The 25,181-nt window shown below is 66.3% G+C and carries 23 protein-coding genes and 1 pseudogene; 12 read left to right on the top strand and 12 right to left on the bottom strand.

Going from position 1 to position 25,181, the window contains the following annotated elements; translation table 11 throughout:
• On the top strand, positions 1-285 hold a 285-nt coding region (locus ADADO0_RS00685; RefSeq protein WP_511303155.1), incomplete at its 5' end, for a DUF1036 domain-containing protein.
• 56 nt (positions 286-341) lie between these two features.
• A complete protein-coding gene (gene pyk / locus ADADO0_RS00690) occupies positions 342-1,763 on the top strand; it encodes a pyruvate kinase (RefSeq protein ID WP_511303157.1) in 1,422 nt (473 codons plus the stop codon).
• Between the two features lie 46 nt (positions 1,764-1,809).
• Here pyk and ADADO0_RS00695 read toward each other — a convergent pair whose 3' ends face one another.
• Positions 1,810-2,505 (bottom strand): TIGR00266 family protein, encoded by a 696-nt coding sequence (locus ADADO0_RS00695; RefSeq protein ID WP_511303159.1) that lies wholly within the window; start codon positions 2,503-2,505, stop codon positions 1,810-1,812.
• Between the two features lie 113 nt (positions 2,506-2,618).
• Here ADADO0_RS00695 and ADADO0_RS00700 point away from each other — a divergent pair, with 113 nt between their 5' ends.
• Positions 2,619-3,680 carry a hypothetical protein gene (locus ADADO0_RS00700; protein ID WP_511303160.1) on the top strand — a complete coding sequence of 354 codons (1,062 nt, stop codon included), beginning with the start codon at positions 2,619-2,621 and terminating at the stop codon, positions 3,678-3,680.
• Between the two features lie 3 nt (positions 3,681-3,683).
• Here ADADO0_RS00700 and ADADO0_RS00705 read toward each other — a convergent pair whose 3' ends face one another.
• Positions 3,684-4,055 (bottom strand): winged helix-turn-helix transcriptional regulator, encoded by a 372-nt coding sequence (locus tag ADADO0_RS00705; protein ID WP_511303162.1) that lies wholly within the window; start codon positions 4,053-4,055, stop codon positions 3,684-3,686.
• 113 nt (positions 4,056-4,168) lie between these two features.
• Between ADADO0_RS00705 and ADADO0_RS00710 the strand changes: the two are divergent.
• Both ADADO0_RS00710 and ADADO0_RS00715 read left to right on the top strand, forming a co-directional pair.
• Positions 4,169-4,779, top strand: a pseudogene (locus tag ADADO0_RS00710) (NAD(P)-dependent oxidoreductase).
• 146 nt (positions 4,780-4,925) lie between these two features.
• On the top strand, positions 4,926-5,876 hold the full coding sequence (locus tag ADADO0_RS00715; RefSeq protein WP_511303164.1) for a hypothetical protein: 951 nt from the start codon (positions 4,926-4,928) through the stop codon (positions 5,874-5,876).
• Positions 5,877-5,946: 70 nt separating this feature from the next.
• Here ADADO0_RS00715 and ADADO0_RS00720 read toward each other — a convergent pair whose 3' ends face one another.
• The gene (locus ADADO0_RS00720; protein ID WP_511303165.1) at positions 5,947-7,098 is read right to left on the bottom strand and encodes a cupin domain-containing protein; all 1,152 of its coding nucleotides are present in this window, start codon (positions 7,096-7,098) and stop codon (positions 5,947-5,949) included.
• Positions 7,099-7,424: 326 nt separating this feature from the next.
• Here ADADO0_RS00720 and ADADO0_RS00725 point away from each other — a divergent pair, with 326 nt between their 5' ends.
• Complete coding sequence (locus ADADO0_RS00725) at positions 7,425-8,354, top strand: histone deacetylase family protein (protein ID WP_511303166.1); 930 nt, start codon at positions 7,425-7,427, stop codon at positions 8,352-8,354.
• Positions 8,355-8,390: 36 nt separating this feature from the next.
• Here the strand turns inward: ADADO0_RS00725 and ADADO0_RS00730 are convergent, their stop codons facing one another.
• The 4 genes from ADADO0_RS00730 to ADADO0_RS00745 all read right to left on the bottom strand — a co-directional run bounded on the left by ADADO0_RS00730 (position 8,391) and on the right by ADADO0_RS00745 (position 10,677).
• Positions 8,391-9,125, bottom strand: a complete 735-nt coding sequence (locus ADADO0_RS00730; protein WP_511303167.1) for a tetratricopeptide repeat protein — start codon at positions 9,123-9,125, stop codon at positions 8,391-8,393.
• A gap of 49 nt (positions 9,126-9,174) precedes the next feature.
• Complete coding sequence (ykgO, locus tag ADADO0_RS00735) at positions 9,175-9,300, bottom strand: type B 50S ribosomal protein L36 (protein WP_511303168.1); 126 nt, start codon at positions 9,298-9,300, stop codon at positions 9,175-9,177.
• 128 nt (positions 9,301-9,428) lie between these two features.
• Positions 9,429-10,112 carry a DsbA family protein gene (locus ADADO0_RS00740; RefSeq protein WP_511303169.1) on the bottom strand — a complete coding sequence of 228 codons (684 nt, stop codon included), beginning with the start codon at positions 10,110-10,112 and terminating at the stop codon, positions 9,429-9,431.
• 79 nt (positions 10,113-10,191) lie between these two features.
• Positions 10,192-10,677, bottom strand: a complete 486-nt coding sequence (locus tag ADADO0_RS00745; RefSeq protein ID WP_511303170.1) for a DUF721 domain-containing protein — start codon at positions 10,675-10,677, stop codon at positions 10,192-10,194.
• A 63-nt stretch (positions 10,678-10,740) separates the two neighbouring features.
• Here ADADO0_RS00745 and mutY point away from each other — a divergent pair, with 63 nt between their 5' ends.
• From mutY to ADADO0_RS00760, 3 genes are read left to right on the top strand one after another with little or no spacing between them, the layout of a single operon-like run.
• Positions 10,741-11,820 carry an A/G-specific adenine glycosylase gene (gene mutY / locus ADADO0_RS00750; RefSeq protein ID WP_511303242.1) on the top strand — a complete coding sequence of 360 codons (1,080 nt, stop codon included), beginning with the start codon at positions 10,741-10,743 and terminating at the stop codon, positions 11,818-11,820.
• A gap of 33 nt (positions 11,821-11,853) precedes the next feature.
• Positions 11,854-12,123: a BrnT family toxin gene (locus tag ADADO0_RS00755; RefSeq protein WP_511303171.1), complete on the top strand. Its 270-nt coding sequence runs from the start codon at positions 11,854-11,856 to the stop codon at positions 12,121-12,123.
• A complete protein-coding gene (locus ADADO0_RS00760; protein ID WP_511303172.1) occupies positions 12,086-12,358 on the top strand; it encodes a BrnA antitoxin family protein in 273 nt (90 codons plus the stop codon). Before ADADO0_RS00755 ends, ADADO0_RS00760 begins: the two co-directional genes overlap by 38 nt.
• 13 nt (positions 12,359-12,371) lie before the next feature.
• On the opposite strand, the gene ADADO0_RS00765 is transcribed toward ADADO0_RS00760, so the two are convergent.
• The 3 genes from ADADO0_RS00765 to cphA all read right to left on the bottom strand — a co-directional run bounded on the left by ADADO0_RS00765 (position 12,372) and on the right by cphA (position 18,665).
• Positions 12,372-13,541: a site-specific DNA-methyltransferase gene (locus tag ADADO0_RS00765; protein WP_511303173.1), complete on the bottom strand. Its 1,170-nt coding sequence runs from the start codon at positions 13,539-13,541 to the stop codon at positions 12,372-12,374.
• A 166-nt stretch (positions 13,542-13,707) separates the two neighbouring features.
• A complete protein-coding gene (locus ADADO0_RS00770) occupies positions 13,708-15,906 on the bottom strand; it encodes a cyanophycinase (protein ID WP_511303174.1) in 2,199 nt (732 codons plus the stop codon).
• 11 nt (positions 15,907-15,917) lie between these two features.
• On the bottom strand, positions 15,918-18,665 hold the full coding sequence (gene cphA / locus ADADO0_RS00775; protein WP_511303175.1) for a cyanophycin synthetase: 2,748 nt from the start codon (positions 18,663-18,665) through the stop codon (positions 15,918-15,920).
• Positions 18,666-19,126: 461 nt separating this feature from the next.
• Here cphA and ADADO0_RS00780 point away from each other — a divergent pair, with 461 nt between their 5' ends.
• The 3 genes from ADADO0_RS00780 (at position 19,127) to ADADO0_RS00790 (ending at position 22,592) form a co-directional block, all read left to right on the top strand.
• The gene (locus ADADO0_RS00780; protein WP_511303176.1) at positions 19,127-20,182 is read left to right on the top strand and encodes a succinylglutamate desuccinylase/aspartoacylase family protein; all 1,056 of its coding nucleotides are present in this window, start codon (positions 19,127-19,129) and stop codon (positions 20,180-20,182) included.
• A 173-nt stretch (positions 20,183-20,355) separates the two neighbouring features.
• Positions 20,356-21,726, top strand: a complete 1,371-nt coding sequence (locus tag ADADO0_RS00785) for an amino acid permease (RefSeq protein WP_511303177.1) — start codon at positions 20,356-20,358, stop codon at positions 21,724-21,726.
• Positions 21,723-22,592 carry a universal stress protein gene (locus ADADO0_RS00790; protein WP_511303178.1) on the top strand — a complete coding sequence of 290 codons (870 nt, stop codon included), beginning with the start codon at positions 21,723-21,725 and terminating at the stop codon, positions 22,590-22,592. The genes ADADO0_RS00785 and ADADO0_RS00790 overlap by 4 nt, the downstream gene beginning before the upstream one ends.
• A gap of 177 nt (positions 22,593-22,769) precedes the next feature.
• Here the strand turns inward: ADADO0_RS00790 and nadC are convergent, their stop codons facing one another.
• Together nadC and ADADO0_RS00800 are read right to left on the bottom strand one after the other, a co-directional pair.
• Positions 22,770-23,624 (bottom strand): carboxylating nicotinate-nucleotide diphosphorylase, encoded by an 855-nt coding sequence (gene nadC / locus ADADO0_RS00795; RefSeq protein WP_511303243.1) that lies wholly within the window; start codon positions 23,622-23,624, stop codon positions 22,770-22,772.
• A 41-nt stretch (positions 23,625-23,665) separates the two neighbouring features.
• Positions 23,666-25,180 carry an L-aspartate oxidase gene (locus ADADO0_RS00800; protein ID WP_511303179.1) on the bottom strand — a complete coding sequence of 505 codons (1,515 nt, stop codon included), beginning with the start codon at positions 25,178-25,180 and terminating at the stop codon, positions 23,666-23,668.
• Position 25,181: the final 1 nt, after the last annotated feature.

Genomic DNA, 25,181 nt, shown 5'->3' on the forward strand with positions numbered 1-25,181 from the left:
TATTATCTCTACGCCGTCGACTATGATCAGGGCGGCGAATGGTCGGGCCGCGCCTTCATGTGCACCCGTGACAAGGAGTTCACCATTCGCGGGACGGACGATTGCCTGGCGCGCGGGTTCGATCGCACCGGCTTTCTGGAGGTGGACACCAAGGAGCAGCGGGGCTGGACGGTCCAGCTCACCGAGAAAAACCTGAACGATCCCACGCGCCCTTCGGTCGTGGCCCCAATTCCCGGTGGCGTGCCGATGCCGTCGCCCAATCCCGTGCCGCGCCCCAAACCCTAAGGTATCTTGTTAGGGTATAGTGGAGTGACGATGCACGTACCAACGGAGGACGCCTCATGAGACGCCAGCGCCGGACCAAGATCGTCGCGACCCTCGGGCCCGCATCGTCCGATCCGGAGATGATCGAGCGCCTGTTCGTCGCCGGGGCGGACGTGTTCCGCATCAACATGAGCCACACGCCCCACGACAAGCTGCGGGCGTTCGTTGGCGCGATCCGCGGCATCGAGGCGAAATACCAGCGGCCCATCGGCATATTGGTGGACCTTCAGGGGCCCAAGCTCCGTCTCGCCGCGTTCGAGGGCGGCTCGGCCATGCTGGCGCCGGGCGCGACTTTTATTCTCGACGCCGATCCGAAGCCAGGCGACGCCACCCGCGTGCACCTGCCCCACCCGGAAATCCTCGCCTCCCTGGAGCCGGGCCACACCCTTCTGCTGGACGACGGCAAGATCCGCCTGCTGGTGGAAGAAGCTTCCCCCAAGCTCGCGGTAACGCGCGTGGTGGTGGGCGGGCGCATCTCCGACCGCAAGGGCGTGAGCCTTCCCGATACCACCATCCCCGCCTCCGCCCTCACCACCAAGGACCGCGCCGATCTCGATGCCGGCCTTGAGGCGGGCGCGGACTGGATCGCGCTCTCGTTCGTCCAGCGGCCGGAGGATGTGGCCGAGGCGCGCAAGATCGCGCGCGGGCGGGCCGGGGTGATGGTCAAGGTGGAGAAGCCGCAGGCGGTGGCTCGCCTCGCTGAAATCATGGAACAGTCGGATTCGCTGATGGTGGCGCGCGGCGATCTCGGGGTCGAGATGCCGCTGGAGCGCGTGCCCGGCGTGCAGAAGCAGATGACCCGCGCCGCACGCCGCTCAGGCATGCCGGTGGTGGTGGCGACCCAGATGCTGGAGAGCATGATTTCTTCTCCGGTGCCCACCCGCGCTGAAGTCTCCGACGTCGCGACCGCAGTCTATGAAGGCGCGGACGCCATCATGCTCTCGGCCGAAAGCGCGGCCGGGCAATATCCGGTGGAGGCAGTGGCCACCATGAACCGGATCGCCGAGGAGGTGGAGCGCGACCCGATCTATCGCCAGGTGCTGAACGCCCAGCGGGCCGAGCCGGAAAGCACGACCTCGGACGCCATCGCCGCCGCCGCCCGACAGATCGCGGAAACCCTCGACCTCGGCGCCATCGTCTGCTGGACCGCATCGGGGGCGACGGCGCTGCGGGTGGCGCGGGAGCGCCCGCGCCCGCTGACCATCGCGCTGACGCCGAATGTCGCGACCGCGCGACGGCTGTGCCTGGTGTGGGGCGTGCATTGCATCGTCACCGAAGACGCCCATAGCGTTGACGACATGGTGGACCGCGCTTGCCGCCACTCCTTCATGGACAGATTCGCCAAGGCCGGGCAGCGCATCATCGTGGTCGCCGGCGTCCCGTTCGGCACGCCCGGCGCCACCAACATGCTGCGCATCGCCTTGGTCCCGGCAACCTGAAGGGCCGGCCCCTCCGGCTCTGGATGCGGCGAGAGGGGCGGGGCAATTATCGTTTGTCGCTCTGCAGGAAGGGTTGCAGCGCGTGGGCGAACTTCGCGACGGTGAGGGACTGAAGCCAGATCTTGCCAGGCCCTGTGAGCTGCGCCAGGAACAGGCCGTCGCCGCCGAACAGGACGTTCTTGACCCCGCGCATCATGGTGATCTCGAAATTGACGCTCTCCTCGAACATGCCGACATGACCGGGGTGCACCAGGAGGCTCTGCCCGGCCTCCAGGGTGTAGGACACGATCTCCCCGCCCAGTTCCACGAAGGCCGCGCCATGGCCCGACAGGCGCTGAAGCACGAAGCCTGTGCCGCCGAACACGCCGGCGCCCAGCGACTGCTGGAAGCCGGTGGAAATCTCCAGGCCATGGGCACCGGCCAGGAAGCCGTGGCGATGCAGCATGTAGCCCCGGCCAGGCGCCACCCCCACCTCAATGATGTTTCCCGGCATGGTCGCCGCGAACGAAACCAGGGCTTCGCCGCCTTGGGCGGTGAACTCGGTCATGAACAGGCCGCCGCCGCCGATGGCCCGGCCGATGGCGCCGAAGAAGCCGCTGGACCCGCCGGTGGCGGTGGTGGTGTTGAGCGCCACGTTCGGCGTCATCCAGGAAAGCCGGTCCGGCTCGGCGATCATGGTCTCCCCGGATTCGAGCGTGACTTGCAGAACGGGAAGGGTGGAGCCGGTGATTTCAGTGCGCATGTTTGCCACGATGTTGGGGCAGGGAGAGGGAGCTTGATGGCAGGAGGGCACGGGGGCAACCCCCGTTCGCGCCGGAATGCCCCAGACCTCTATGGTGCCGCATGAAGACTGGCTTGCTCGCTTCCCTCGGATTTATCGCTCTCGCCGCCACGCTCACGCCTGCCTGCGCCGCGCCCGCCGGGCCGGACCTGGCGCCGGGCAAGACCGTGCTGCTGCCCTTTCTCAACGCCCCGCTGGCGGGCGATGCCATCCGCCGGCCGCCGGCGCTGCGTCTGTCGTTCGGCGGGCCATCGATTCGCGCGGTGATGGACACCGGCTCCACCGGCGTCGTGGTCGCGGCGCGCGCCATTCCCAATGTGGATGCGCTGCCCGTGTTGGCACCGGGACAGCTCACCTACACCAGTTCCGGCCGCATCATGATCGGCGACTGGGTGATGGCGCCTGTCACCATCGGCGGCGCCAACGGCAGCGAAATCACCACTCGGCCGATGCCGGTGCTGGCGGTGCGGCGGGTGGACTGTCTGAAGACCGCCCGCAACTGCCGGCCGCGCCAGAACCCCACCGGCATCGCCATGCTCGGCGTCGGCTTCGCGCGCCAGGGCGACCGGCAGTCGCAAAGCACGCCGGACCACAATCCCTTCCTCAACCTGCCGGAGATGGGAACGGCGGATAAGCCGGGCGCCATGCGGCGCGGCTACATGGTTTCGCGGCGCGGCGTCACCATCGGCCTCGCGCCGGAGACCGCGACCGGATTCAGCTTCATCAAGCTCGAAAAGAGCGATGAATTCCCGGATTGGAAGGCGACCCCGGCCTGCCTGTCTCTGGGCGGGCGCCAGCCGCCAGCCTGCGGAACCGCGCTGGTCGATACCGGCGTGTCCTCCATGTACCTCACGCTGACGCCCGAGCAGCAGGCGGGACAGGTCATCCAAGGACCGAACGGCAAGCCGATGCTGCTTCCTGGCGTGCAACTCAACATCGCCTTCGGCACCACGCCGGGCGGCCCAGCCTATGGCTTCAGCGCCGGTGGTGCGCCGAGCGCGCTCGCGCCGGACACGGTTCATCTGGTGCAGCGGGCGAACCGCGTGTTCGTGAACACCAGCGTGCGGGTGCTGAACGGTTTCGATTATCTCTACGACGCGGACGGCGGCTATGTCGGATTCCGGCCGAAGAAATAGCCGCTAACGGATAGCCACGCCGCGATCATCGAACTGGGTCTGTGCCGCGTTGATCTGGTCGATATTCTCGCTGGCCCAACGGGCGAGCGGGGCGAGCGTGCGTTCCAGCGAGGCGCCAAGCGGGGTGATGGCATATTCCACCGTCACCGGCACGGTGGGATAGGCATGGCGCGTGACAAGCCCGTCGCGCTCCAGGCTCTTGAGCGTCTGCGACAAGACCTTCTGGGACACCCCATCCACCCGGCGCCGCAAGGCATTGAAGCGGGTGGGCTGCTCGGCCACCACGGTGAGCAGCAGAACCGTCCATTTGTCGGCGATGCGGTCGAGGATGATCCGGGTGGGGCATTCCGCCTGATACGGGTCGGGGTTGAGCATGCCTGTCCTCGCGCGGTTTCCTCGGGGATACCTGATGACCACTAGGTGCCTTCTTACATCTTGCTACTAAATAAGGCATCTAGTTTCCATTAGATACCACACGGAAATCCCAAATGAAAATCGCACTCATTGGAGCGTCGGGGAACGCCGGCTCCCGCATCCTTCGTGAACTCTCCGCCCGTGGGCATGAGGTGACAGCCATCGCCCGCGACCCCTCGCGCATTGCCGGGGCGCCCGGCGTCACCGCTGTTGCGGGCGACGCCTCAACCGTCGCGGGGCTGGCGCCATTGCTGTCAGGACATGACGCAGTGGTCTCCTCCATCCACTTCCTCGTGACCGACGCGGATGCGCTGATCGGCGCGGTGAAGGCGGCCGGCGTGCAGCGCTATCTGGTGGTGGGCGGCGCGGGGAGCCTTGAGGTGGCGCCCGGCGTCGCGCTCTATGACACGCCGGACTTCCCGCCATTTATCTCGACGAAGCCAAGGCGGGCGGCGCATTCCTCGCGCGCCTGAAGGCGGAGCCTTCGCTCGACTGGAGCTTCCTCTCCCCCGCCGCCGAATTCGTGCCGGGCGAACGCACCGGCGTGTTCCGGCTGGGCGACGACAACCTGTTGGTCTCGGCCTCGGGACGCAGCTTTGTCAGCTTTGAGGATTTCGCCGTGGCCTTGGCCGACGAGATCGAGCGTCCCCAACATTCCCGGCAGCGGTTCACCGTGGGTTACTGAGCGAGGCCGGCGCGCACAGGGCAATGCACGGCCAAAACACCCCGTGCCGCCCTGTCGCGCGCCAACCCTCTTCATCCCCCTCGACACCCCCCGCGCGCCCTGAAAGAGTTCCTCTACGCGCCGGTTTTCCGCGCCAGGGGCCGTTTATGTCGTTTTCCGTTTTCCGCGCCATCGGCCTCGTTCTGCGCACCTGGCCGTTCTTGCTGGTCCGAATGGCCGTATCAGCTCTGATGGTGCTGATCTTCTCGGTGATCATCGGCGTCTATGCCGCCATCGGCTGGTCGGTGGGGCATTTGTGGCCGAGCAATGTGAGCGTGCAGTCCGCCTGCTTCGGCGGCTTCATCGGCTTTCTCGCCGCTTGCGGCGTCGGCATGTGGCTGCGCAGCTGGCTGGTCTATTTCGTCAAGGCCGGCCATGTGGCCGCGCTCACCGTGGCGCTGGATGGCGGGCCGCTGCCGCTTGCGTTCGGGCAGGTGAGCTTTGCCCTGGCCGTGGTGCGCGAGCGGTTTCTGGAGGTCAACGCGCTGTTCGCGCTCGACCAATTGGTGAAGGCGGCGGCCGCCAGCGTCACGGGGATCGCCGCCGGCATCGTCGGCTTTTCCCGCGTGCCGGGCCTGGACGGGCTGCTGGGGTTTTTGGGCGCGGTGCTGCGCACCTCAACCCAGTTCGTGGATGAAATCATCCTCGCCTACAATGTCCGCAACCAATCCAAGAACCCCTGGTCGACGGCGCAGGACGCGCTGGTGCTCTATGCCCAGAACGGCTGGACCATCCTGGGCAATGCCATCGGTCTCACCGTGCTTATGGCGTTCGCGTGGGTGGTGCTGTTCGTGATGCTGGTCGCGCCCGCGCTGGCTTGGGTTTTGGTTCAGCCGGGGACTGCGAGCTATGCCGGGCTGATCGCCTCGGCCATCCTCGCCTATGGCTTCACCAAGGCGTTCGTCGAGCCGTTCTGCATCGCCTGCCTGATGCAGGTGTTCTTCGCCACGACGAAGGGCGAAGTGCCGGATGCTGAATGGCGGGCGCGGCTCGATGGCCTGTCGGACAAATTCCGCGACCTGGGTGAACGGGCCGCGCAGGGTGTTACGGGCGCCTGACATTGGAGCCGGACAGGGCTGGGTCGTCCCCAGCCCACCGGGAAACCGAAATTTCTAGAAACCCAAGTGTCTATCGGTAGAGATATCCAACCGGGGCGCCGGTGGTGCGATCAGGGCGAAGATCGCGCCGCGTGATGATCTGGCCGGCTAAGCCGTCGATTTCCTGACGCTGCTCTCGCGTCCACTTGTTCAGGTTTTCGATGTTCTTCAGGAGGCCGAGCCGGAGAACTTGGGTGTTCTCGCCCACGCCCACCAGATGGATGGCCTTCCCGCCCGCCGTCACCGTATCCCCGGTCACAAGCTCGATGATCTTGCCGGAGTTGTCCTTGAATTCAGCGTTGCCGCGAATGACGCGGTACACGACGACGTCGCCCTTGGAGAGATCGTCGGTATCGGCGACGGCCGACGAGGTTTTGGGCAGAAGCGAATGGGTGGCCGGGTCGGTCGCGATGATGTGGCCGGTGACGAGATGGCCGCTCGGCGCCTCGATCCCCAGGTCGCGCACATAGACCGGCATGGAGGACTTGACCGGCCCACCGGACAGTTCGCTCGCCAGCAGCTTGTACACCGCATCGAGCGCCAGCGGATCCTGGAGCCAGAAGCCGGCATCCGCCGGTCGGTTATGCAGCGGGTGGCTCCAGGCATAACACGGCGTTTCGGCTTCGTTGATGTGATCCTGTGCAACAATCGTCGGATTTGGGAAGGTCGAAGGATCAGTGATGAAAGCTTCGAGGAATTTGCCGGAGTAACCCATGGAGATCGGGTCGGGCATCACCGTCTGCGGCGTCTTCAGGTTTTCTTCCGTGGATAGACCCGACCATGTGTAGAAAAGCTGGCGATGCACGATCGCGCTTTGCAACATCACTGCGCCGGGCGCGACATGATACACCTTGCCGTCATAGTCGAAGGTGAACATCCCCGACGTCACCAGCACGAGCTGGAATCCACCTGGAGGGAGGTGGAGGTGGAAGTCGGTCGGCCCCGTGTCGGGGCGATAGATCGGAAGATTTGTAGCGACTTCCTGGAGCAGGAACGCATCGTTGTTTGCGTGCAGCCCCTCGCTTGCAAGGTTGTAGAGGGCTTGCGGCCGGAAGATCGGATCGTAGGTCGCATCGCGATCACGATCGATCGCCACGAAATCCTGATGATTCATGCGGATGGGCGTGCCATTCGGGCGAGAAAGGCCTGGCCACTTGAAATCGACCATAGCATTCACGTTCATGACAGCCTCCGCGCATAGAAGCCAATGCAGGATATAGTCTCGAAATAAGATATTTACAAACAGCTATGCAGTCAATTGAAAGTATCGCGGCATTTTTCGACAAAAAATCAGGGTGATATGCGTAAAACTTAAGCATATGCACTTCGATTCTACAGTTATTTGTGTGCGGAATGAAGATCGTCGCGCCATCTGCGCAGGAGGCGAGCAGTCGCCCGTCGGCAGGGGCAGGCGTGTGTGGGGCATCCCAAGTGCCGCAATTCCAATTGGCTGTACTTGGAATAAGGTATGCCGGAACCAACCCTCCTTCAGAGAGGCCCTGACGCCAGATGTCGACCCTGCTCATCACCCATCCCGCCGGCCTCCAGCACCTGACGCCTCCGGGGCATCCCGAGCGGGTGGACCGTCTCAAGGCGCTGGACCGCGCGTTCGAGCAGGAGAAATTCTCAAGCCTGCTGCGCGAGAGTGCGCCGCGCGGCGAGCGGGAAGACATCATCCGCGTGCACCCGGCCGATTTCATGGACGCCATGGAAGAGGCTTCGCCCGCCGAGGGACTGGTGCGGATCGATTCCGACACGGTTCTGTCGCCGGGAAGCTGGGAGGCGGTGCTGCGCGCGGTGGGTGGTGCCTGCTATGCGGTGGACGAGGTGGTGACGCGCAAGGTGGACAATGCCTTCGTCTGCATGCGTCCGCCGGGGCATCATTGCGAGACCCGCCGGCCCATGGGCTTTTGCCTGCTCAACCACGCCGCCATCGCCGCGCGCCACGCTCAGGCGGTCCATGGGCTCGACCGGGTGGCGATCGTTGACTTCGACGTGCACCACGGTAACGGCACGCAGGAGATTTTCTGGGCCGACCAAAGCGTAATGTACGCTTCGACCCACGAGATGCCGCTTTATCCCGGCACCGGCGCGGTGGGGGAGACCGGCGCGGTCAACACCATCGTCAACGCGCCGCTGCGCTCGGGCGACGCCGGGGAGAAGTTCAAGGAGGCCATGGAGGGTCGCATCCTGCCACGCCTGGAGGCGTTCGCTCCGGAGCTGATCATCATCTCCGCCGGCTTCGATGCCCACAAGAACGACCCGCTGGCCTCGCTGCGCCTTGTGGACACGGATTTCGGCTGGATCACCCGACGCCTCATGGAGGTGGCGGACAAGACCGCCGGCGGGCGCGTGGTCTCGGTTCTGGAAGGCGGCTACGACCTGCACGGCCTCGCCACCTCGGCGGCGGAGCATGTCACTGCGCTGATGCGGGGATAGTTTCTGCGATCGCTGCTTACGACGGCGAAACGGCGGTCAGATCTCGCGGCCGTCCACTTCCACCTTGAGATCGTCAACGATCTCCTTCGCCGCGTCGAGGTGAGGGTTGATGGCCAGCGCCCGGCGGGCGGCCTCCAGGGCGCGCTTGTCGTCGCCCACTTCGCGCATGACCAGCGCAAGGCCCAGCATCGCCGTATAATGGCGCGGCTCGCGGGTCAGGACCTCGCCGAGGTCCACCAAAGTGCCGGCATAATCGTCCTGCGCATATTTGATGGTGGCGCGGCGGCTCAGCACGGCGAGATTGTCCGGCACTACGAGCAGGGCTGTGTCCAGCAATTCCAGAGCGAGGTCGTATTGCTTCGCCTGCGCCGCCAGATCGGCGCGCGCCATTAAAAGGTCGGCGCTCGGGCTGCCGGTCTGCGCGAACATGCTGTCGAGCCGCAAGCCGAGGGCCTTGGCGCTGCCATCGTCCGGCGCGAGGCGCAGCGCCTCGAACAAGGCGTCCAGCTGCATGCGGCGATCGCGCGGCGGCTTGGCACGCGGCGCCGGTTCGATCTTGGCCTGCGGCTCGCTCTTGGCCTGCGGCTTCGCCGGGCCCGTCACTTGTGCCGAGGCAGTGGTCGCAAAACACAGCAAGCCCGTGGCTGCCAACGCAGCACACAGGCTTGAAATGCGGAATTTGGGAGAAAGCGCCATCATGACGCCAGTGTCGACCCGGCCCTGCGGCGCGTCAACCGGCCCACACCGCCGAACGGCATGGCGCGGGATCACGAGACCTCGACCGGCATGCCGCGAACGGCACCGCGCCGGCCGTCAAGGCTCAGCCCTGACGCGCCTTATAACGCTTCTGGGTCTTGTTGATAATGTAGACGCGGCCCTTGCGGCGAACCAGACGGTTGTCGCGGTGGCGCCCGAGCAGGGTCTTCAGGGAGTTGCGGATCTTCATGACACTCTTGCCTTCGGCCGACCGCGGCGCGCGGACCGCGCGGCTCGTCGACACAATTTATTGGATCGAGGCGGCGTGATACGGGGCGGCGGCGGCGTTGTCAACGCCGCGCGCCGTCACCCGCCGGCTCATTTGCCCTGGAGCAGGGGGGCGAGTTCTTTGTCCAGGTCTTCGGGCGACAGGGCGCCCGAGAGCTTCTTGCCGTTGATGAAGAAGGTGGGGGTGGAATCCACGCCCAATTCCTTGTTGCCGTACTGGGCGCTGGCCTGGACCTTGTCCGCCAGTTCCTTGTCGGACAGGCACTTCTCGAAGTCCGCCTCGGTCATGCCTGCCTGCTTGGCCACCGTGAGCAGCCCCTGCGCCGGGTTCGAGCCGAACGCCCAGGCGCGCTGGGTGTCGAACAGGCTGGACACCATGGGGAAATATTTGTCCTGCGGCAGGCAGCGCGCCAGCATGAAGGCGGCGGTGGCGACCGGGTCGAACGGGAATTCGCGCAGGATGAAGCGCACCTTGCCGGTGTCGATATATTTCGACTTCAGGATCGGGAAAGTCTTGGTGTGGAACGCCGCACAATGGGAGCAGGTGAGCGAGGCATATTCCACGATGGTCACCCGCGCGGTCGCCGAACCCATCGCCTGCTCAGGCAGGGGGCTCGCGGCCGGGGCCATCAGCTTGGCCTGCTCGGTGGACTGCGCCTGGGCATCGGAGATGAAGCCATCAAGGCCCGCAAGCCGCGAGAGCGGCCCTGCGACAGCCACGAACAGGGCGAACTGGCCTGCGCCTTCAAGGAAGCGGCGGCGGGAAAGCGACATGAGTGTCTCCGGTGCATTCATTCGGCGCGGACTGGAGCGGGCTAACATGGCACGGGTGCGGCGACCAGCCCGCGCGTGATCAAGATTTCCGGCGCTCCCGCCGCACCAGGGCACCGAGCCGTGCCAGCGAGGCCGCAAGCGCCTCGTCCTCGAACGCGCCGAGATCGCGCCGCACCGCCTCCACCGCCGCGCTCGCCGGCGCCTTGAACGGCACATGGACCGCGCGCGAAGGCACCGGGCCCTGGCGCAGCGCAAGGCGGCCGACGCAGCGCCAGCCGAAATAAGCATTGATGCGCTCGATCACCACGGGCGCTGCATATTGCAGCTCGATGGCGTAAGCGCCCTCCACCCGCACCACCAGGGTCGCCGCCTCCGGCTCGCTGCCGCGCGGCCATTGCATGCGCACCGGCATGCTGCGCGGCGCCAGATCCGGGCCGACGATTTCGTCCCAGTGAGTGACCACCTCCACCACGGAGAAGCCGGCCTTTCCGCACAGTTCCGCAATCGAGGGCCCCACCAGATCGGCGAGGGGCTGCGCGGTCGGCCGGCGAAACGGCGTCTTCATGTCTGCCTTCCGAGCGGGCTTGCGGCCGGCGCGGGGGAATTGCACGGTGCGTCCATGGACCAGATGATCCTCTCAGCCGGCGCGCGAGGCAAGGCGCGCGGCACGCCGGACCCCGCCGATCTGCTGGCTTGGTACGACCGCCACCGGCGACGGCTGCCATGGCGCGCGGAACCCGGGCGGCTGGCCGACCCCTACCATGTGTTCCTCTCGGAGATCATGCTTCAGCAGACCACGGTAAAGGCGGTTGGACGTTATTTTGCCGACTTCCTGTCGCGCTGGCCTACGGTTTCTATGCTGGCGGCCGCTCCCCAGGAAGAGGTGCTCTCGGCCTGGGCGGGCCTCGGCTATTATGCCCGCGCCCGTAATTTGCACGCGTGCGCCAAGGCGGTGGTCGAGCGTTACGGAGGGCAATTTCCCGAGGATGAAGCCGCGCTTCTGGAGCTTCCCGGCATCGGCCCCTATACCGCCGCCGCTATTGCCGCAATCGCCTTTGATATCAAGGCAAGCCCCGTAGACGGCAACATCGAGCGTGTCATAAGCCGGCTATATGCCATCGCCACCCCCTTGCCTAAGGGTAAGATCGAGATTCGCGCCCGCGCCGCGGCTCTCACCCCTGCCCGACGCCCCGGCGATTTCGCGCAGGCGATGATGGACCTGGGCGCCACTATCTGCACGCCGCGCTCGCCCGCCTGTCCGCTCTGCCCCTGGATCGACCCGTGCATCGCCCGCGCTGAAGGGGAGCCCGCCCGCTTCCCCGTCAAGGCGCCGAAGGCCGAGCGGCCGGAACGGTGTGGCATCGCTTTCCTGGCCGTGCGGGCGGACGGCGCGGTGCTGCTGCGGACCCGGCCGGAGAAGGGCTTGCTGGGCGGGATGACCGAAGTGCCCTCCACACCGTGGGCCGCCGGTCCCGCTTTGCCGGGCGATCACGCACCGGTGCAGGCCACATGGCGCCACCTACCGGGCCGGGTGGAGCATGTCTTCACCCATTTAGCGCTGGAACTCGATGTCTGGCGCGCCGACCTGCCCGCCGGCACGGCCGCGCCCGCCGGCCATCGCTGGGTGCTGCCCGCCTACTTCGACCGCGAGGCGCTGCCCAGCGTCATGCGCAAGGTGCTGGCGCACGGAAAAGTCTTGCAGGTGTAAATTGATGGCCTATTTATTGTAGGTACAAAAATCGTGGCGATCACCTTCGATCCAGCGAAGCGAGATCGGTCCCTTGCGGAGCGGGGTCTCGATTTCCAGCGTTGTGCCGAGGTTTTCGCAGGTCGCCACTACACCGCCGAGGAGGAGCGGCAGCCCTATGGGGAGATCCGTTTCATCACTGTTGGACCGCTCGATGGCCGCATGGTGGTGATCGTCTGGACATCGCGCGGAGCGGATCGCCGCATTATCAGTATGAGGAAGGCAAATGACCGCGAGCAAGCGCGCTACGCCACCCGCTTCTGAAGCCTGGACGGACCCGGACGATGCGCCGGAACTGGATGATGCCTTTTTCCAGCGCGCGGATGTGTACGAGGGGAACACGCTGGTCAGGCGGGGGCGGCCCAGAGCCGAAGCTCCCAAGCAGCAGGTCACGCTTCGCCTCGACGCGGATCTGCTGTCGCGACTTCGCGCGTCGGGAAAGGGCTGGCAGGGCCGGGTGAATGAGGCCCTGCGTTCGTGGCTCGACCGCTCCGCCTGACCGCCGCCCGCGCTTATTCCTGGCCTACGCCCAGTTCCGCGCGCAACCGGGCGCGCAGCATGTCGATGGGGTGCAGGCGGCCTTCCTGCTCGACGTGCCAGAAGGTCCAGCCGTTGCAGGCTTCGGCGCCTTGGGCGAGGGCGCCCATGCGATGGATCGAGCCGACCACGGGGGCATTGTTGTTGACGATGGCGATGGTGCCGTCCGCCCGTACCACGGCGCGCACCCGGCCCTTGGCGTCGGTGAGTTCCGCGCCCGGTGTCACCAGGCCGCGCTCCACCAGGGCGGAGAAGGCGACGCGGGGGGCTTCGCGGGCGCTTGGCGGTGCAGTTAGCGCCTCTTCCGGCAGGGGCTCGATGGCGGCGATGCGTCGGGTGGCGGCGGCGGCATAGCCGGGATCACGCTCGATGCCGATGAAGCGGCGGCGCAGCCGCTTGGCCACGGCGGCGGAGGTGCCGCTTCCCAGGAACGGGTCGAGCACCACATCGCCCGGCCGCGAGGCCGAGAGCAGGACGCGCGCCAGCAGCGCCTCCGGCTTCTGGGTGGGATGGGTCTTGCGGCCGTCGCCGTCCTTCAGACGCTCGTGGCCGGTGCATAGCGGGATCAGCCAGTCGGAACGCACCTGCACGTCCTCGTTGCCGCCCTTCAGCGCCTCGTAATTGAACACATAGCCCTTGGCGTTCGGCTCGCGCGCCGCCCATATCAGGGTTTCGTGCGCATTGGTGAATCGCCGGCCCCGGAAATTGGGCATGGGATTGGACTTGCGCCAGATCACGTCGTTGAGGATCCAGAAGCCCAGATCCTGCATCGCCGCGCCGACGCGGAAGATGTTGTGATAGGAGCCGATCACCCACAACGTCGCGTTTGGCTTCATCACCCGCCGCACGGCGGTGAGCCAGTCGCGGGTGAAGGCGTCGTAGGCGGCGAAGCTCTCGAACTGGTCCCAGGCATCGTCCACCGCATCGACGCGGCTTTCGTCCGGGCGCTTCAGCTCGCCCTGGAGCTGAAGATTGTAGGGTGGATCGGCGAAGACGATGTCCACGCAGGCCGGCGGCAGAGTATTCAGCTCCGCCACGCATTCACCCACATGGATGCGATCAAGCACCAGGGAATCACGACCGGCGGCGAGGCTGCCGGTGAAGCGGGGCGCCCGGGCGGGCGCCCCTTTACGCAGCACATTCATGAGACGCAACCCGTACGCAACGCTTACACAAGTTGAAGTGTGGGGCGCAGCGGTAAAGGTGACGTTAGCGTCGGTGACGCGACGCAAGATTTTTGGACTCTTGTTGCGAAAGCCGGAATTTATCGCAGCTGGGCCACGCGACCCCTCTGGGGTGAGGGGCCGGACGTTACGTCCGATCGTCGCGCGGGCTCTCGATGTCGAGGCTCACGGTGCCTTCGCCGATGGCGGTGATGCCCATGACGATGGCCTTCTTGAGCTGGGCTTCGCTGAGCGAACTGCCGAGCGGCACCGCCCCGCATTCCGTCACCAGTTCGTTGACCAGCCGCACCAGGGTGGCTGTTGCTTGATCCGAGGTGGTGTGGCGGACCACAGCGCCGGCGACGACGTCGATCTGGTCGCCGGGGCGGGCGAACGACAGCTTCACGCCGCGCGCCACGAAGCTGTCGGACTGGAGTTCGAGATGGTTCGGATCCACCTCCACCAGCACCACGCCGTAACGGCCGAACACGTCGATGAGCGCACCGTCGCCGCGCACGTTCATCAGGCTTTCCTCGCAGATGCCGAAGCCGTAGCGCACGCCTTCTTCGGCGCAGGCGACGATCAAGCGGCCGAGCCGGCGTGAGGAGAACAGGTTCTGGTCGACGATGCCGCCGCCGAAGAAGCCGATGCCTTCCTGAAGCACCAGGCCGTGATGTCCGGAATCGGTGGAGACGCCGAAACGAAACGCCTCCTGCGAGGAGCCGCCCGCGATCATGAACCGCGACAAAGCGGAGGCCGAACCCGAGGCGCCGATGATGGTCGCACCGTTGGCGTGCGCCCGCGCAATGGCGAGCAGAACCGGCGTTTCCTCGCCGCGATACAGCAGCGTTTCCACAAGCCGCACCTGATTGCCGCCGGGCAGGAAGATCGACTTCATGTTGGCGATGCGCTCGACCAGCGCCTTGTCGTGCCCGCAGTTCTCGACGTTGTCGATGGTCACGCCGAGATCCACGCCCGTCCGGCCAAGCCGGCGCATGGCGTCGATATGGGACTGAGCGGTTTCGCGCGGCTCTGAGGATGCGGAGGCGATGATGCCGACGTCCCCCTGGCAATGCCGCAGCATTTCCGCGAGCATTTCACCATTGCCGGAGAGCGGGGACGAGCCCAGCAGCACGATGCTCGATTCCGGCGTTGGTTTCATGCCGTAGTCGCGTTGCAGCATGGTGGCGCGGTTGGCGATGCGCGCCGCGCTGAGCTTTTCACTCATGACGGTGGCGCGGAAATTCAGCGCCGTCATGCGGAAGCCGTTTTCGGTCAGCGTGACGAGGCTGCGCGAGCGCCCCCGCACTCGTTCCAGTTCAACCGTGACCGCCATGGAGCTTTTCAGATCCACCGCGCTCGCCCGGTCCACCGCATAGACGATGGGGTCGCCCAGGACGAGGCGGCCCAGCAGATCGTAAAGCGTATAGGCGCCGAACACGTTGCGCTGCGAGCGCGCCGGCGCCCGATAGGCGATTTCCGCGAGGCGGACGCGGCGCTTTTCCGGGCCCGGATAGGCCTTCATGCGCGCCAGGTCGATCTCGTCGCCATTGTCGAGATAGGAAAAGCGGATGTCCTCGAACGTGCGGCCGCGCGCGTCGAACAGGCAGTCGCTCATGTCGATGATGAAAGCGCCGTATTCGCCGATGATGCGGCCGCGCCGCCCCTCCACGAACAGGGCGGTGTTCTCGTCGATGCCGAAGCCCTTCTGCACGCCGCTCTTGGCCATGGCAACGATCAGCCGCCCGAGCCGCCCGCGCTTGATGAAGTGCTGGTCCACCACGCCGAACGGGAAGAAGTCTAGCCCCTCCGAGATCAGCATGCCGGGCTTTTCGGGGTCCGGGGTCACGCCATGCACCATGGCGTCCATGGAGTTGCCGCCGATGATCATGACCTTGGACATGATCGCCGCGCCGGCGCTGGAGCCGGCAACCAGCCCACCGGCCTGGTTGGCCGCGCGGATGGCCGCCAGCACCGGCGTCTCCACGCCGCCGGGGGCGAGCGTGTCGACGATGGTGGTCTGGTTTCCGCCGGTGAAATAGACGCTGCCCATCCGCTCGATCTGAGCGGCATTGGCGGGATCGAGCGCGGCCGCAGCCGCGTTCGGACCGTAGACCGGCGATAGTTCTGCCTCGAAGCCGTAGGCCTGGAAGACCTGGACGGTTTCGATGCCGACCTCCTCCGGCTCGCCGGAAGCGGTGGGGAAGACAACGATCTTCCCCTGGGCGAGGCGGTGCATCTCGCCGAATATCGCCGCGTTCCCGTCTTCCAGCCGGCCGCCGATCACGGCGAGACGCCGCGTCGGCTCGTCGCTCAGCCGGAGCGAGAACCAGTCATAAAATGACATTTACCGCCCGCTCATTCGACTGGCGCAATCAGGACGCCGCGCTCATCGGTAATGATCTTGAACCCTTCCGGGACGTCAAAGGCAATCTGGAGCGGGCGGGCTGCTGCTGCGGCCGTCTGCTCTTCCTTACCCTCGGGCTTGAAGTAGATGATCTTCTTCCAGCAGGCGACGATCGCCTCGCAGAAGATCAGCACCAGGTCATTGTGCCGGGCCATGGAGAGTGCGGTGTCCAGCGCCTCCATTTCCTCGGGAATGATCCGGATGCGGTCCTCGGAGACGCCGAAAGAAATCAGCGCGTCGCGCATCAGGTCCGGGATCTCGGTGGGGCCGCGACCGCGCAGGTTGTTGTCGCGGTGGCAGATGTAGGTGTCGAACTTGCCCGCCACCTTCTCGGCGATGGCGACAATGTCCTCGTTGCGGCGGTCGCCGGGGCAGGTAACGCAGACGATGCGTTCGCCGCGCGGGGCGAGACGCTCCACCAGGTCCACCATGGCGCCGACGGCGGCTTCGTTGTGGCCGTAGTCCAGGATCACCCGGAAGCCGTGCTCGTCGAACACGTTCATGCGGCCGGGGGACTGGAAGAAGGTGTTGTCGAAGGTACGCAGGCCGTTGCGGATCTGGTCCAGCGTCTTGCCGAGCGCATAGGCCATGGCAGCCGCGAACATGGCGTTCTCCACGTTGTGGAGCGCCTTGCCCTCAATGGTCGCCGGGATCAGGTGGCTCCAGATCAGGGGGATCTGGGTGCCGTTGTCATAGATGACGATCTGGTCGCCGTTCAGGCCCTCTTCCAGCACGATGGCCTGCTTGCCCAGGCGAATGTGCTCGCGCACCAGCTCGTGATGGGGGTTGCGGGTTACGTAGAACAGGTTCTTGGCGGAGGTGTAGGACGCCATCTTCAGCGTGTATTCGTTGTCGGCGTTAAGCACCGCGGTGTCGCGGGCAACCTCGACCACCACGCGCTTCACGCGGGCCAGTTCGTCCACCGTGTCCACGCCGCCGAGACCGAGATGGTCCGAGGTGACATTGAGCACCGCGCCCACGTCGCAGAACATGTAGCCGAGGCCCGAGCGGACGATGCCGCCGCGCGCGGTTTCCAGAACCGCGATATCGACGGTGGGGTCGCGCAGCACCATGTTGGCGGAGACCGGGCCGGTCATGTCGCCCTTCACGGTGACATTGCCGTCGATATAGACCGCGTCGGTGGAGGTCTGCCCCACCACATGGCCGGCCATCTTCAGGATGTGCGCGAGCATGCGTGAGCAGGTGGTCTTGCCGTTGGTGCCGGTGAGTGCGGCCACCGGGATGCGGCTCTGCGTTCCCGGCGGGAACAGCATGTTCATGACCGCGCCGCCCACGTCACGCGACTTGCCCTCGGACGGGGAGATGTGCATGCGCAGGCCGGGGCCGGCGTTGATCTCGCAGATGGCGCCGCCGGTGTCGCGATAGGACTGGGCGATATCGGAAGTGAGGAAGTCCACCGCGCCGAGATCGAGGCCCACCGCCAGGATGGCCCGCTCGGCCATCAGCTTGTTATCGGGGTGGATGATGTCGGTGACGTCGACGGCGGTGCCGCCGGTGGAGATGTTGGCGGTCTTGCGCAGATAGACCACTTCGCCGGCCGGCGGGATGCTCTCGGCGGTGTAGCCCTTCTCGGTGAGGAGGCGGACCGCCTGCTCGTCCATCTCGAGCTTGGTGAGCATGTTTTCGTGGCCGACGCCGCGGCGCGGATCAAGGTTCACGACCTCGATGAGCTGGGTGATGTTGCTGGTGCCGTCGCCGACCACATGGCCGGGCACGCGCTTGGCGGCGGCTTCGAGCTTGCCGTTGATGACCAGCAGGCGATGGTCGTCGCCGGTGATCATGCTCTCGACGATGACGGCGCTGCCTTCCTCGTCGGCGACGGCGAAGGCGGCTTCGGCCTCTTCGTCGGTCATGATGTTGACGGTGACGCCGCGCCCGTGGTTGCCGTCGAGCGGCTTGATGACGACGGGATAGCCGATGCGGCGGGCGGCGGAGACCGCCTCGTCCGCGTCATAGACCTGGCGCTGCTGGGGAACCGGCAGGCCGAGATCGCCGAGGATCTTGTTGCACACGCCCTTGTCGGAGGCGATCTCCACGGCGATGTGCGAGGTCATGGAGGTGAGCGCGGCTTCGACGCGCTTCTGGTACTTGCCCTGTCCGATCTGGATCAGGCTCTGTTCGTTGAGGCGCACCCAGGGGATGTCGCGGGCTTCCGCCGCCTTCACCAGCGCCAGGGCCGAGGGGCCGAGCGAGCGCTTCTGGGCGAAGCGGATGAAGCGGGCCAACTCGTCTTCGAGATTATAGGGCTCGTCGTCGTCGCGTCGCGGCGCGATCAGTTCGATGATGATGTCGCAGGCGAGGTCGCCGGCCTCAAGGCCGATCTCGTCTGACTCATAACCGTAGAGAACCTCGACCTCGTCGGAATCAGGGACCGGCTCCGAGGCGGCGAAAGGGGTCGGCTCGCCGGCCAGGCGCTGAAGGTTCAGCGCGACATGGGCGATCAGTTCGCCGAGGCCGCAGGCGTCCGAGGTGCGCGCATACTCGATCCAGGAAGAACCGTCGGGCAGCGTGTCGTTGGCGAGGGTCGGCAGATACTTGAGAAGCGTGTCGATGACCGCATCGCCGTAGCTGGCGACGGAGGCGGTCGCCCGGTTCCGGAGGTCGACGGTCAGACGGATCAGCGGGACCTTGGCATAGCTGTTCGGGCCGACATAGGCGGCGGTCGAGATGATATCCATTTGGTTTTCCCCAAGCGATCCGGCTTCGCCGGCTCCCGCCCATCTTGAAGGTTTTGTTTGGCCGGAGCCTTTCGCGGGGGAAGCTCGAAACGGCGACCTAAGAGTGCAGCATCAAAAATGCTGCACTGCAAAATCAAGCCGTATCCTGTCAAGGGCGGTTTGGCACGCGCACGGCGGAACCCGCCGCAGTATCCAAGCACCCCAATCGGCAGGACGATCGTCTCCCCGCGAAAAATCCCGAGCCAAGTAGAGTCTAGACCCAATCGTTCGCAGCAAGCAATATGGTCTCCTTCCAAGCGGGGGCGGGAAGCGTAAAGGGCCCAGTGCCGGCCTTCCTCTGCTGCATCGCAAAATCGCGCAGGGGTTGGTTAATGGCGCTTTTAGAGGCAAATACCTCCACGCGAACCGCGCATCTCCTTAGCCCTGGCAATGATGCCACCGGCGCAAGAGAAGTTACGGTTTTGCGCTTCGGAGAAATTGGAGCGCGGCCCAAGGCCTATCTTCAGGCCGGGCTGCATGCCGATGAATTTCCGGGCATGCTGGTTCTGCGCCACCTTGCCGCACATCTCGCGGATGCAGCGGCGCGCGGCGACATCATCGGCGAAGTTGTGGTGGTGCCGCAGGCCAATCCCATCGGCCTGACCCAGCATCGTTTCGGCTTTCTCCAGGGCCGGTTCGACGAGGTGAGCGGCGGTAATTTCAACCGTGACTATCCTGACCTCGGTGCTGAAATCTCAGGCGTAATCGGCCCCGCACTCGGTCCGGACCCGGTTGCAAACGTGGCTGCGATTCGCGCCGCCATGGGCGATGCGCTGGCCCGCATGCTGCCCATGGGCGAACTGGCGGTCCTGCGCCACACCTTGCTGGGCCTCGCCTTCGACGCGGATTTGATGCTCGACCTGCATGCCGACAACGAAGCCCTGATGCACCTCTACATCGGTACGCCGCTCTGGCCGGACGCCGCCGACCTCGCCGCCGAAATCGATGCGCGCGCGGTGCTCACCGCCGAGGTGTCGGGCGGCAATCCGTTCGATGAGGCCTGCGGCGGCCCCTGGTGGACGCTGGCGAAACAATTCCCGGACCTGCCGATCCCGCCGGCTTGCCTCTCGACCACGGTCGAGCTTCGCTCAAACGACGACGTTGACGATGCGCAGGCACGGGACGATGCCGCTGCGCTCTATCGCTTCCTCGAACGACGCGGCCTGGTTAAGGGCGACCCTGGCGACGTGCCGCGCCTGACCTGCGACGCGACGCCGCTGGATGCCATGCAGCAGGTGCGCGCACCGGCCGAGGGTCTGGTGAATTATCGTAGCCGGCTCGGTGATCGTCTGAAGGCCGGCGACCTGATCGCCGAGATCATCGATCCGCTGGGCGCCGTTGTGCCGGTTCACGCAACGACCGACGGCCTGCTTTTCGCGCGGCATAGTCAGACTTATGCGTGGCCGGGAAAAGTCATCGGCAAGGTGGCCGGCGCCGTCCGCTTGCCCGATCGCACGGGAAAATTGCTGAACGACTGAATCGTGCCCACTGGTCATATGACTTTTTTGTGGCACGTTGATTGCTGGGGGCTCTGTGCCGGGGCGAGGATTGCTACCGGTAGGGGCAAAAATGACAACCGGAAGGATTGGGGCTTTCCATGAGTTCAAACTCTTTGGGGCGCGCGTTGCTGCGCTGTAAACCCGTAAGTGCCTTGGTCGACGATCATGGGGGTGGGGGAAAAGGGCATCTCGCGCGTTCGATCGGCCTGTTCCAGCTCACGATGCTTGGCGTCGGAGCGACCATCGGTACCGGTATCTTCGTTGCCCTGACCGCGGCGGTTCCTGAAGCTGGTCCGGCGGTCATCGTCTCCTTCGTCATCGCGGGCATCACTGCCGCGCTGACCGCGCTTTGCTACGCTGAGATCGCCTCCACCATCCCGGTGTCCGGCTCCTCCTATTCCTATGCCTATGCCACCATGGGCGAACTGGTCGCCTATGTCGTGGGCGCCTGCCTGCTGCTGGAGTACGCCGTGTCGGCGTCCGCCATCGCCGTGGGCTGGGGCCAGTACCTCAACCAGTTGCTTGGCAACATCAGCGGCTGGCAGATGCCGGACGCGATCAGCCAGCCGCCGGGCGCGGGCGGTTACTTCAACCTGCCGGCGATCGTGCTGGTGGCCATGTGCGCCTCGCTCCTCATCAAGGGCGCGCGCGAATCCACCACCATCAACGCCATCCTGGTGGTGGTGAAGCTCGGCGTTCTGGCGCTGTTCGTGGTCATCGCCTTCTCCGCGTTCAACATCGAGAACCTGAAGCCCTTCACCCCGAAGGGCTGGCTCGGCGTCGGCGCCGCGGCTGGTACGATCTTCTTCTCCTATATCGGCATCGACGCGATCTCCACCGCCGGTGAAGAGGTGAAGAACCCGCGCAAGACCCTGCCCGCAGGCATCATCCTCTCCCTGCTGCTGGTGACGGCGGCCTATGTGCTGGTGGCGTTCTCCGCCGTCGGTGCCCAGCGATGGACCGAGTTCGCCGGCCAGGACGCCGGCCTCGCCGTGATCCTTCAGAACATCACCGGCTCCACCTGGCCGTCGGTGCTGCTCTGCATCGGCGCGATCATCTCGATCTTCTCGGTGACGCTGGTGGTTATGTACGGCCAGACCCGCATCCTGTTCGCCATGAGCCGCGACGGGCTGCTGCCGAAGCTGTTCCAGAAGGTCGACCCGCAGACCATGACGCCGGTGGCGAACACTTACATCGTCGCCGTCTTCATCGCCTTCCTTGCGGCATTGATCCCGCTGGACGTGCTGGCCAACCTCACCTCGATGGGCACGCTGATCGCGTTCGCCGTGGTGTCGACAGGCGTCATGATCCTGCGCCGGACCCGCCCCGATCTGCCGCGCGGCTACACCGTGCCGCTGTTCCCGTTCGTTCCGATCGCGAGCGTGTGCTTCTGCCTCTACCTCATCACGCAGCTGCCCTGGGACACCTACGCGCTGTTCGCGGTGTGGATCACGATCGCTCTGCTGATTTACTTCGGCTACTCGTTCAAGAACTCGGTGCTGGCGAGGGGTGAAGCGAAATGAGCTACCTCATCGGTTATGCGCCGGACCGGGGCGGCGCCGATGCGTTGGCCGTCGGGCGCATGATGGCGATGGCAGGGGATATCCCCGTCACCGTCTGCGTCGTGACGCCGGAGACGTGGGGCTACCCGTCCCCGGCGGCCGTGGATGCCGAGTACAAGGTGTTCCTCGACCAGTACGCCCAGAAGGCCCTGGCCCGCGCCCGCGCGGTCATGGGCGATGGGGTGAAGGCGGACTATATGGTCGTCGCGGCCCAGAACGCTGCGAAAGGCCTCTCCCGCGTCGCCAACGAAATGAACGCCTACCTCACCATCGTGGGCTCCGCCCGCGACGGCAAGAAGATGCGGGCGGGCCTCGGCTCGACCGCATCGGGCGTGCTGGCGGGCACCAAGTGCCCGACCCTGATGGCGCCGCTCGGCTACGCCTCCAACGCGCCCCGGCGCCTGGAGCGCGTGACCTGCGCCTTTTCCGATGACCGGCAGGGCGCGGCGACGCTTGCCGTCGCCATCGATCTGGCGCGCGAGCACAAGGTTCCCCTTCGCCTCGTCACCTTCGTGGTGCGCGACAAGCAGATGTATCCCTCGGACGTGGGTTTCCAGGCCGAGAACATGGTCGCCAACACTTGGCGCAAACAGGCGAAGGATGCCCAGAAGGCGGCCCTGGCCGATCTTCCCACGGACATCGATGCCTCTTGCAGCATCGGCGACGGGCCGGATTGGAAGCGGGCCATCGAGTCCATCGGTTGGGCCTGGGGCGATATCTTGGTAGCCGGCGCCCACCACGAACAGGGGATCACCGCCTTCCTGTTCGGCTCCACCTTCACCCGCCTTCTGCGCTACGTGACGGTTCCGATCGTCGCAGTGGACTGAACGCGGCTTTTTGCGCCTTCCCGTCCCCGCCTGATTCCCTCTCCCGCTTGCGGGGGAGGGTTAGGGAGGGGGCAACTTGAGGTGTGGCCGGGGCGAGTGTAGCCTCAAAGGCGCCGGCCTCCTCGTCGCCCCTCTACCGAAAGCGGGAGGGCGCGCATTGCACCTGCTCCGCCAAACTCAATCCTCGAAATCCAGACCCAGGTCGAGGATCGGCGCGCTGTGGGTCAGCCAGCCGCATGAGATGATGTCGACGCCGGTGGCCGCGATCGCCGGCACGGTTTCGGCCGTGATCCGCCCGGACGCCTCGGTGATCGCACGCCCCGCCACCATGGCGACGGCCTCGCGCAGCATGTCCGGTCCCATATTGTCCAGCAGCACCGCGTCGATGCCGATCTCCAGCGCTTCCGCGAGCTGGGCCAGCGTGTCCACTTCCAGCTCGATCTTCACGAGGTGCCCGACATGGGCGCGCGCGGCGGTCACAGCCTTAGTGATGCCGCCCGCAGCCGCAACGTGATTGTCCTTGATCAGCACCGCGTCATCGAGGCCGAACCTGTGGTTCGATCCGCCGCCGGCCCGCACGGCATATTTTTCCAGCGCCCGCAGGCCCGGCGTGGTCTTGCGGGTGCAGGCGATGCGGGCATGGCCGTGAGCCCTGGCGGCGGTCGCCAGCACGGATGTCGCCGAAGCGATGCCGGAGAGCCGACAAGCGAAGTTCAGCGCCACCCGTTCTGCCGAAAGGATCGGCCGGGCGCGCCCCTCGATCTGGAGCACCCGGTCGCCAGGGGCCACCGGCGCGCCGTCTTCCAAAAGGACCGTGAGTGCCAGATCTGGGTCCATGAGGCGGAAGGCCTGCATGGCAATGCCCACCCCCGCCACCACGCCGCGCTGGCGCGAGGTCATGGCGACCCGCATCCGGGCGTCCCTGCCGATCACCGCCTCGGTGGTGATGTCGCCGGCACGGCCGAGATCCTCCAGCAATGCGGCGCGCACCACGGGCTCGGTCATGATGGCGGGCAACGGGTCGAGGCTCATCGGGGCCAGGCTCAAGGGGGCCAAGCTCATCGGGGCGGGGTTCATGGCGTGTCCTCGATGGGCGCGGCGGAGAGGCCGGGGAAGCGGCGGCGCGCCTCGGTCAGGGTGAATGCGCTGTGGCGCGCGGGGTCGGCGCGCTCCGGGAAATCGGCGCGGAAATGTCCGCCCCGGCTTTCCTCCCGCGCCAGTGCGGCGGCCGTGACGAGCCCGGCGACCAGGGCGGCATCGCTGGCCATGCGCGGCGCGAAGCGGTCCAGCGCCTCTGCGAGCCCCGCGCGCGTGCGCACCACGCCGACATCCCGGTCCATGACCGTTCGGATCATGTCGAGATCGGCGGAGGGTGGCGGCAGAACCGGCGGCAGCGCCGTCTGCGCGATCCCGGCGGCGTCGTGTTCCTTGATGTCGGCGGCGATCCAATGGGCGAAGGCCAGCGCCTCAAGCAGAGAGTTGCTGGCCAAGCGGTTGGCGCCGTGCAGGCCAGTGGAGGCCACCTCGCCGCAGGCATAGAGGCCGGGCAGGGAGGTCGCGCCCATTTCGTCCACCTTCACGCCGCCCATATGATAATGCGCGGCCGGCCGCACCGGGATCATGTCCCGCTCGGGGTCGATGCCGTTGCGCCGGCACAGGGCGTGCACCGAGGGAAAGTCGCTGGGAAACCGCGCGCCCACCGCCTCGCGGGCATCGAGGAACACTCGTCGTCCCGCGATGATCTGGCTGTGGATCGCCCGCGCCACCACATCGCGCGGGTCGAGATCCCGCCCCGCCATGAACCGTTCGCCGAGATCGTTCACCAGTATCGCGCCGGCGCCGCGCAGCGCCTCGGTGGCGAGCGGCATGGGGTCGCTCGCGGTGGCGATGGCGGTGGGGTGGAACTGCACGAATTCGAGGTCGCGCAGCACCGCGCCGGCCCGTGCCGCCATGGCGATGCCGGAGCCGCGCGCCGAAAGCGGGTTGGTGGTGGCGGCATAGAGCCCGCCGAGGCCGCCGGTGGCGAGAACCACGGCGCGGCCGCGATGAAGAACCGGTGTGCCCTCCTTGTCCGTGCACCACACGCCGGCGACCCGCCCGTTCTCCACCAGCAGGCGGGTGGCGCGCAGGTCCGCGCTGCGCTCGATATGCGCGGCATCGCGCGCGCAGGCGACCAAGGTGCCGAGCACCGAGCGTCCGGTGGCATCGCCTCCGGCATGCACGATGCGCGCGCGGCCGTGGGCGCCCTCCAGCCCGAGCGCAATGCCCCCGTCCGGTTCGCGGTCGAAGAACACGCCCCAGGCGAGCAGCCGCCCGATGATATGGGGACCGGCGTCCGTGACCTTGGCGACGATGTCGGCCTCGCACAGGCCGGCACCGGCAATGCGGGTGTCGGCGGCATGCAGGCCGGCGGCATCGTTCGGGCCGATGGCGGCGGCGATGCCACCCTGGGCCATTCGCGTCGCGGCGTCCGTCCCGGTGGGGCTCGGGGCGATCAGCAGCACCGGCAGGGGCGCGAGTTCCAGCGCGGTGGCAATGCCGGCCAGGCCCGCCCCCACCACGATCACGCGGTCGGCGGCGTTGGTCATG

This window comes from Aquabacter sp. (assembly GCF_965279295.1).
GTDB lineage: Bacteria > Pseudomonadota > Alphaproteobacteria > Rhizobiales > Xanthobacteraceae > Aquabacter.

Bases quoted from the DNA above. Each gene is read 5' to 3' on its own strand.
- pyk (WP_511303157.1), top strand. From the start codon at position 342: ATGAGACGCCAGCGCCGGACCAAGATCGTCGCGACCCTCGGGCCCGCA.
- ADADO0_RS00695 (WP_511303159.1), bottom strand. From the start codon at position 2,505: ATGCGCACTGAAATCACCGGCTCCACCCTTCCCGTTCTGCAAGTCACG.
- ADADO0_RS00705 (WP_511303162.1), bottom strand. From the start codon at position 4,055: ATGCTCAACCCCGACCCGTATCAGGCGGAATGCCCCACCCGGATCATC.
- ADADO0_RS00715 (WP_511303164.1), top strand. From the start codon at position 4,926: ATGTCGTTTTCCGTTTTCCGCGCCATCGGCCTCGTTCTGCGCACCTGG.
- ADADO0_RS00720 (WP_511303165.1), bottom strand. From the start codon at position 7,098: ATGAACGTGAATGCTATGGTCGATTTCAAGTGGCCAGGCCTTTCTCGC.
- ADADO0_RS00725 (WP_511303166.1), top strand. From the start codon at position 7,425: ATGTCGACCCTGCTCATCACCCATCCCGCCGGCCTCCAGCACCTGACG.
- ykgO (WP_511303168.1), bottom strand. From the start codon at position 9,300: ATGAAGATCCGCAACTCCCTGAAGACCCTGCTCGGGCGCCACCGCGAC.
- ADADO0_RS00740 (WP_511303169.1), bottom strand. From the start codon at position 10,112: ATGTCGCTTTCCCGCCGCCGCTTCCTTGAAGGCGCAGGCCAGTTCGCC.
- ADADO0_RS00745 (WP_511303170.1), bottom strand. From the start codon at position 10,677: ATGAAGACGCCGTTTCGCCGGCCGACCGCGCAGCCCCTCGCCGATCTG.
- mutY (WP_511303242.1), top strand. From the start codon at position 10,741: ATGATCCTCTCAGCCGGCGCGCGAGGCAAGGCGCGCGGCACGCCGGAC.
- ADADO0_RS00760 (WP_511303172.1), top strand. From the start codon at position 12,086: ATGACCGCGAGCAAGCGCGCTACGCCACCCGCTTCTGAAGCCTGGACG.
- ADADO0_RS00765 (WP_511303173.1), bottom strand. From the start codon at position 13,541: ATGAATGTGCTGCGTAAAGGGGCGCCCGCCCGGGCGCCCCGCTTCACC.
- ADADO0_RS00770 (WP_511303174.1), bottom strand. From the start codon at position 15,906: ATGTCATTTTATGACTGGTTCTCGCTCCGGCTGAGCGACGAGCCGACG.
- cphA (WP_511303175.1), bottom strand. From the start codon at position 18,665: ATGGATATCATCTCGACCGCCGCCTATGTCGGCCCGAACAGCTATGCC.
- ADADO0_RS00790 (WP_511303178.1), top strand. From the start codon at position 21,723: ATGAGCTACCTCATCGGTTATGCGCCGGACCGGGGCGGCGCCGATGCG.
- nadC (WP_511303243.1), bottom strand. From the start codon at position 23,624: ATGAGCCTCGACCCGTTGCCCGCCATCATGACCGAGCCCGTGGTGCGC.
- ADADO0_RS00800 (WP_511303179.1), bottom strand. From the start codon at position 25,180: ATGACCAACGCCGCCGACCGCGTGATCGTGGTGGGGGCGGGCCTGGCC.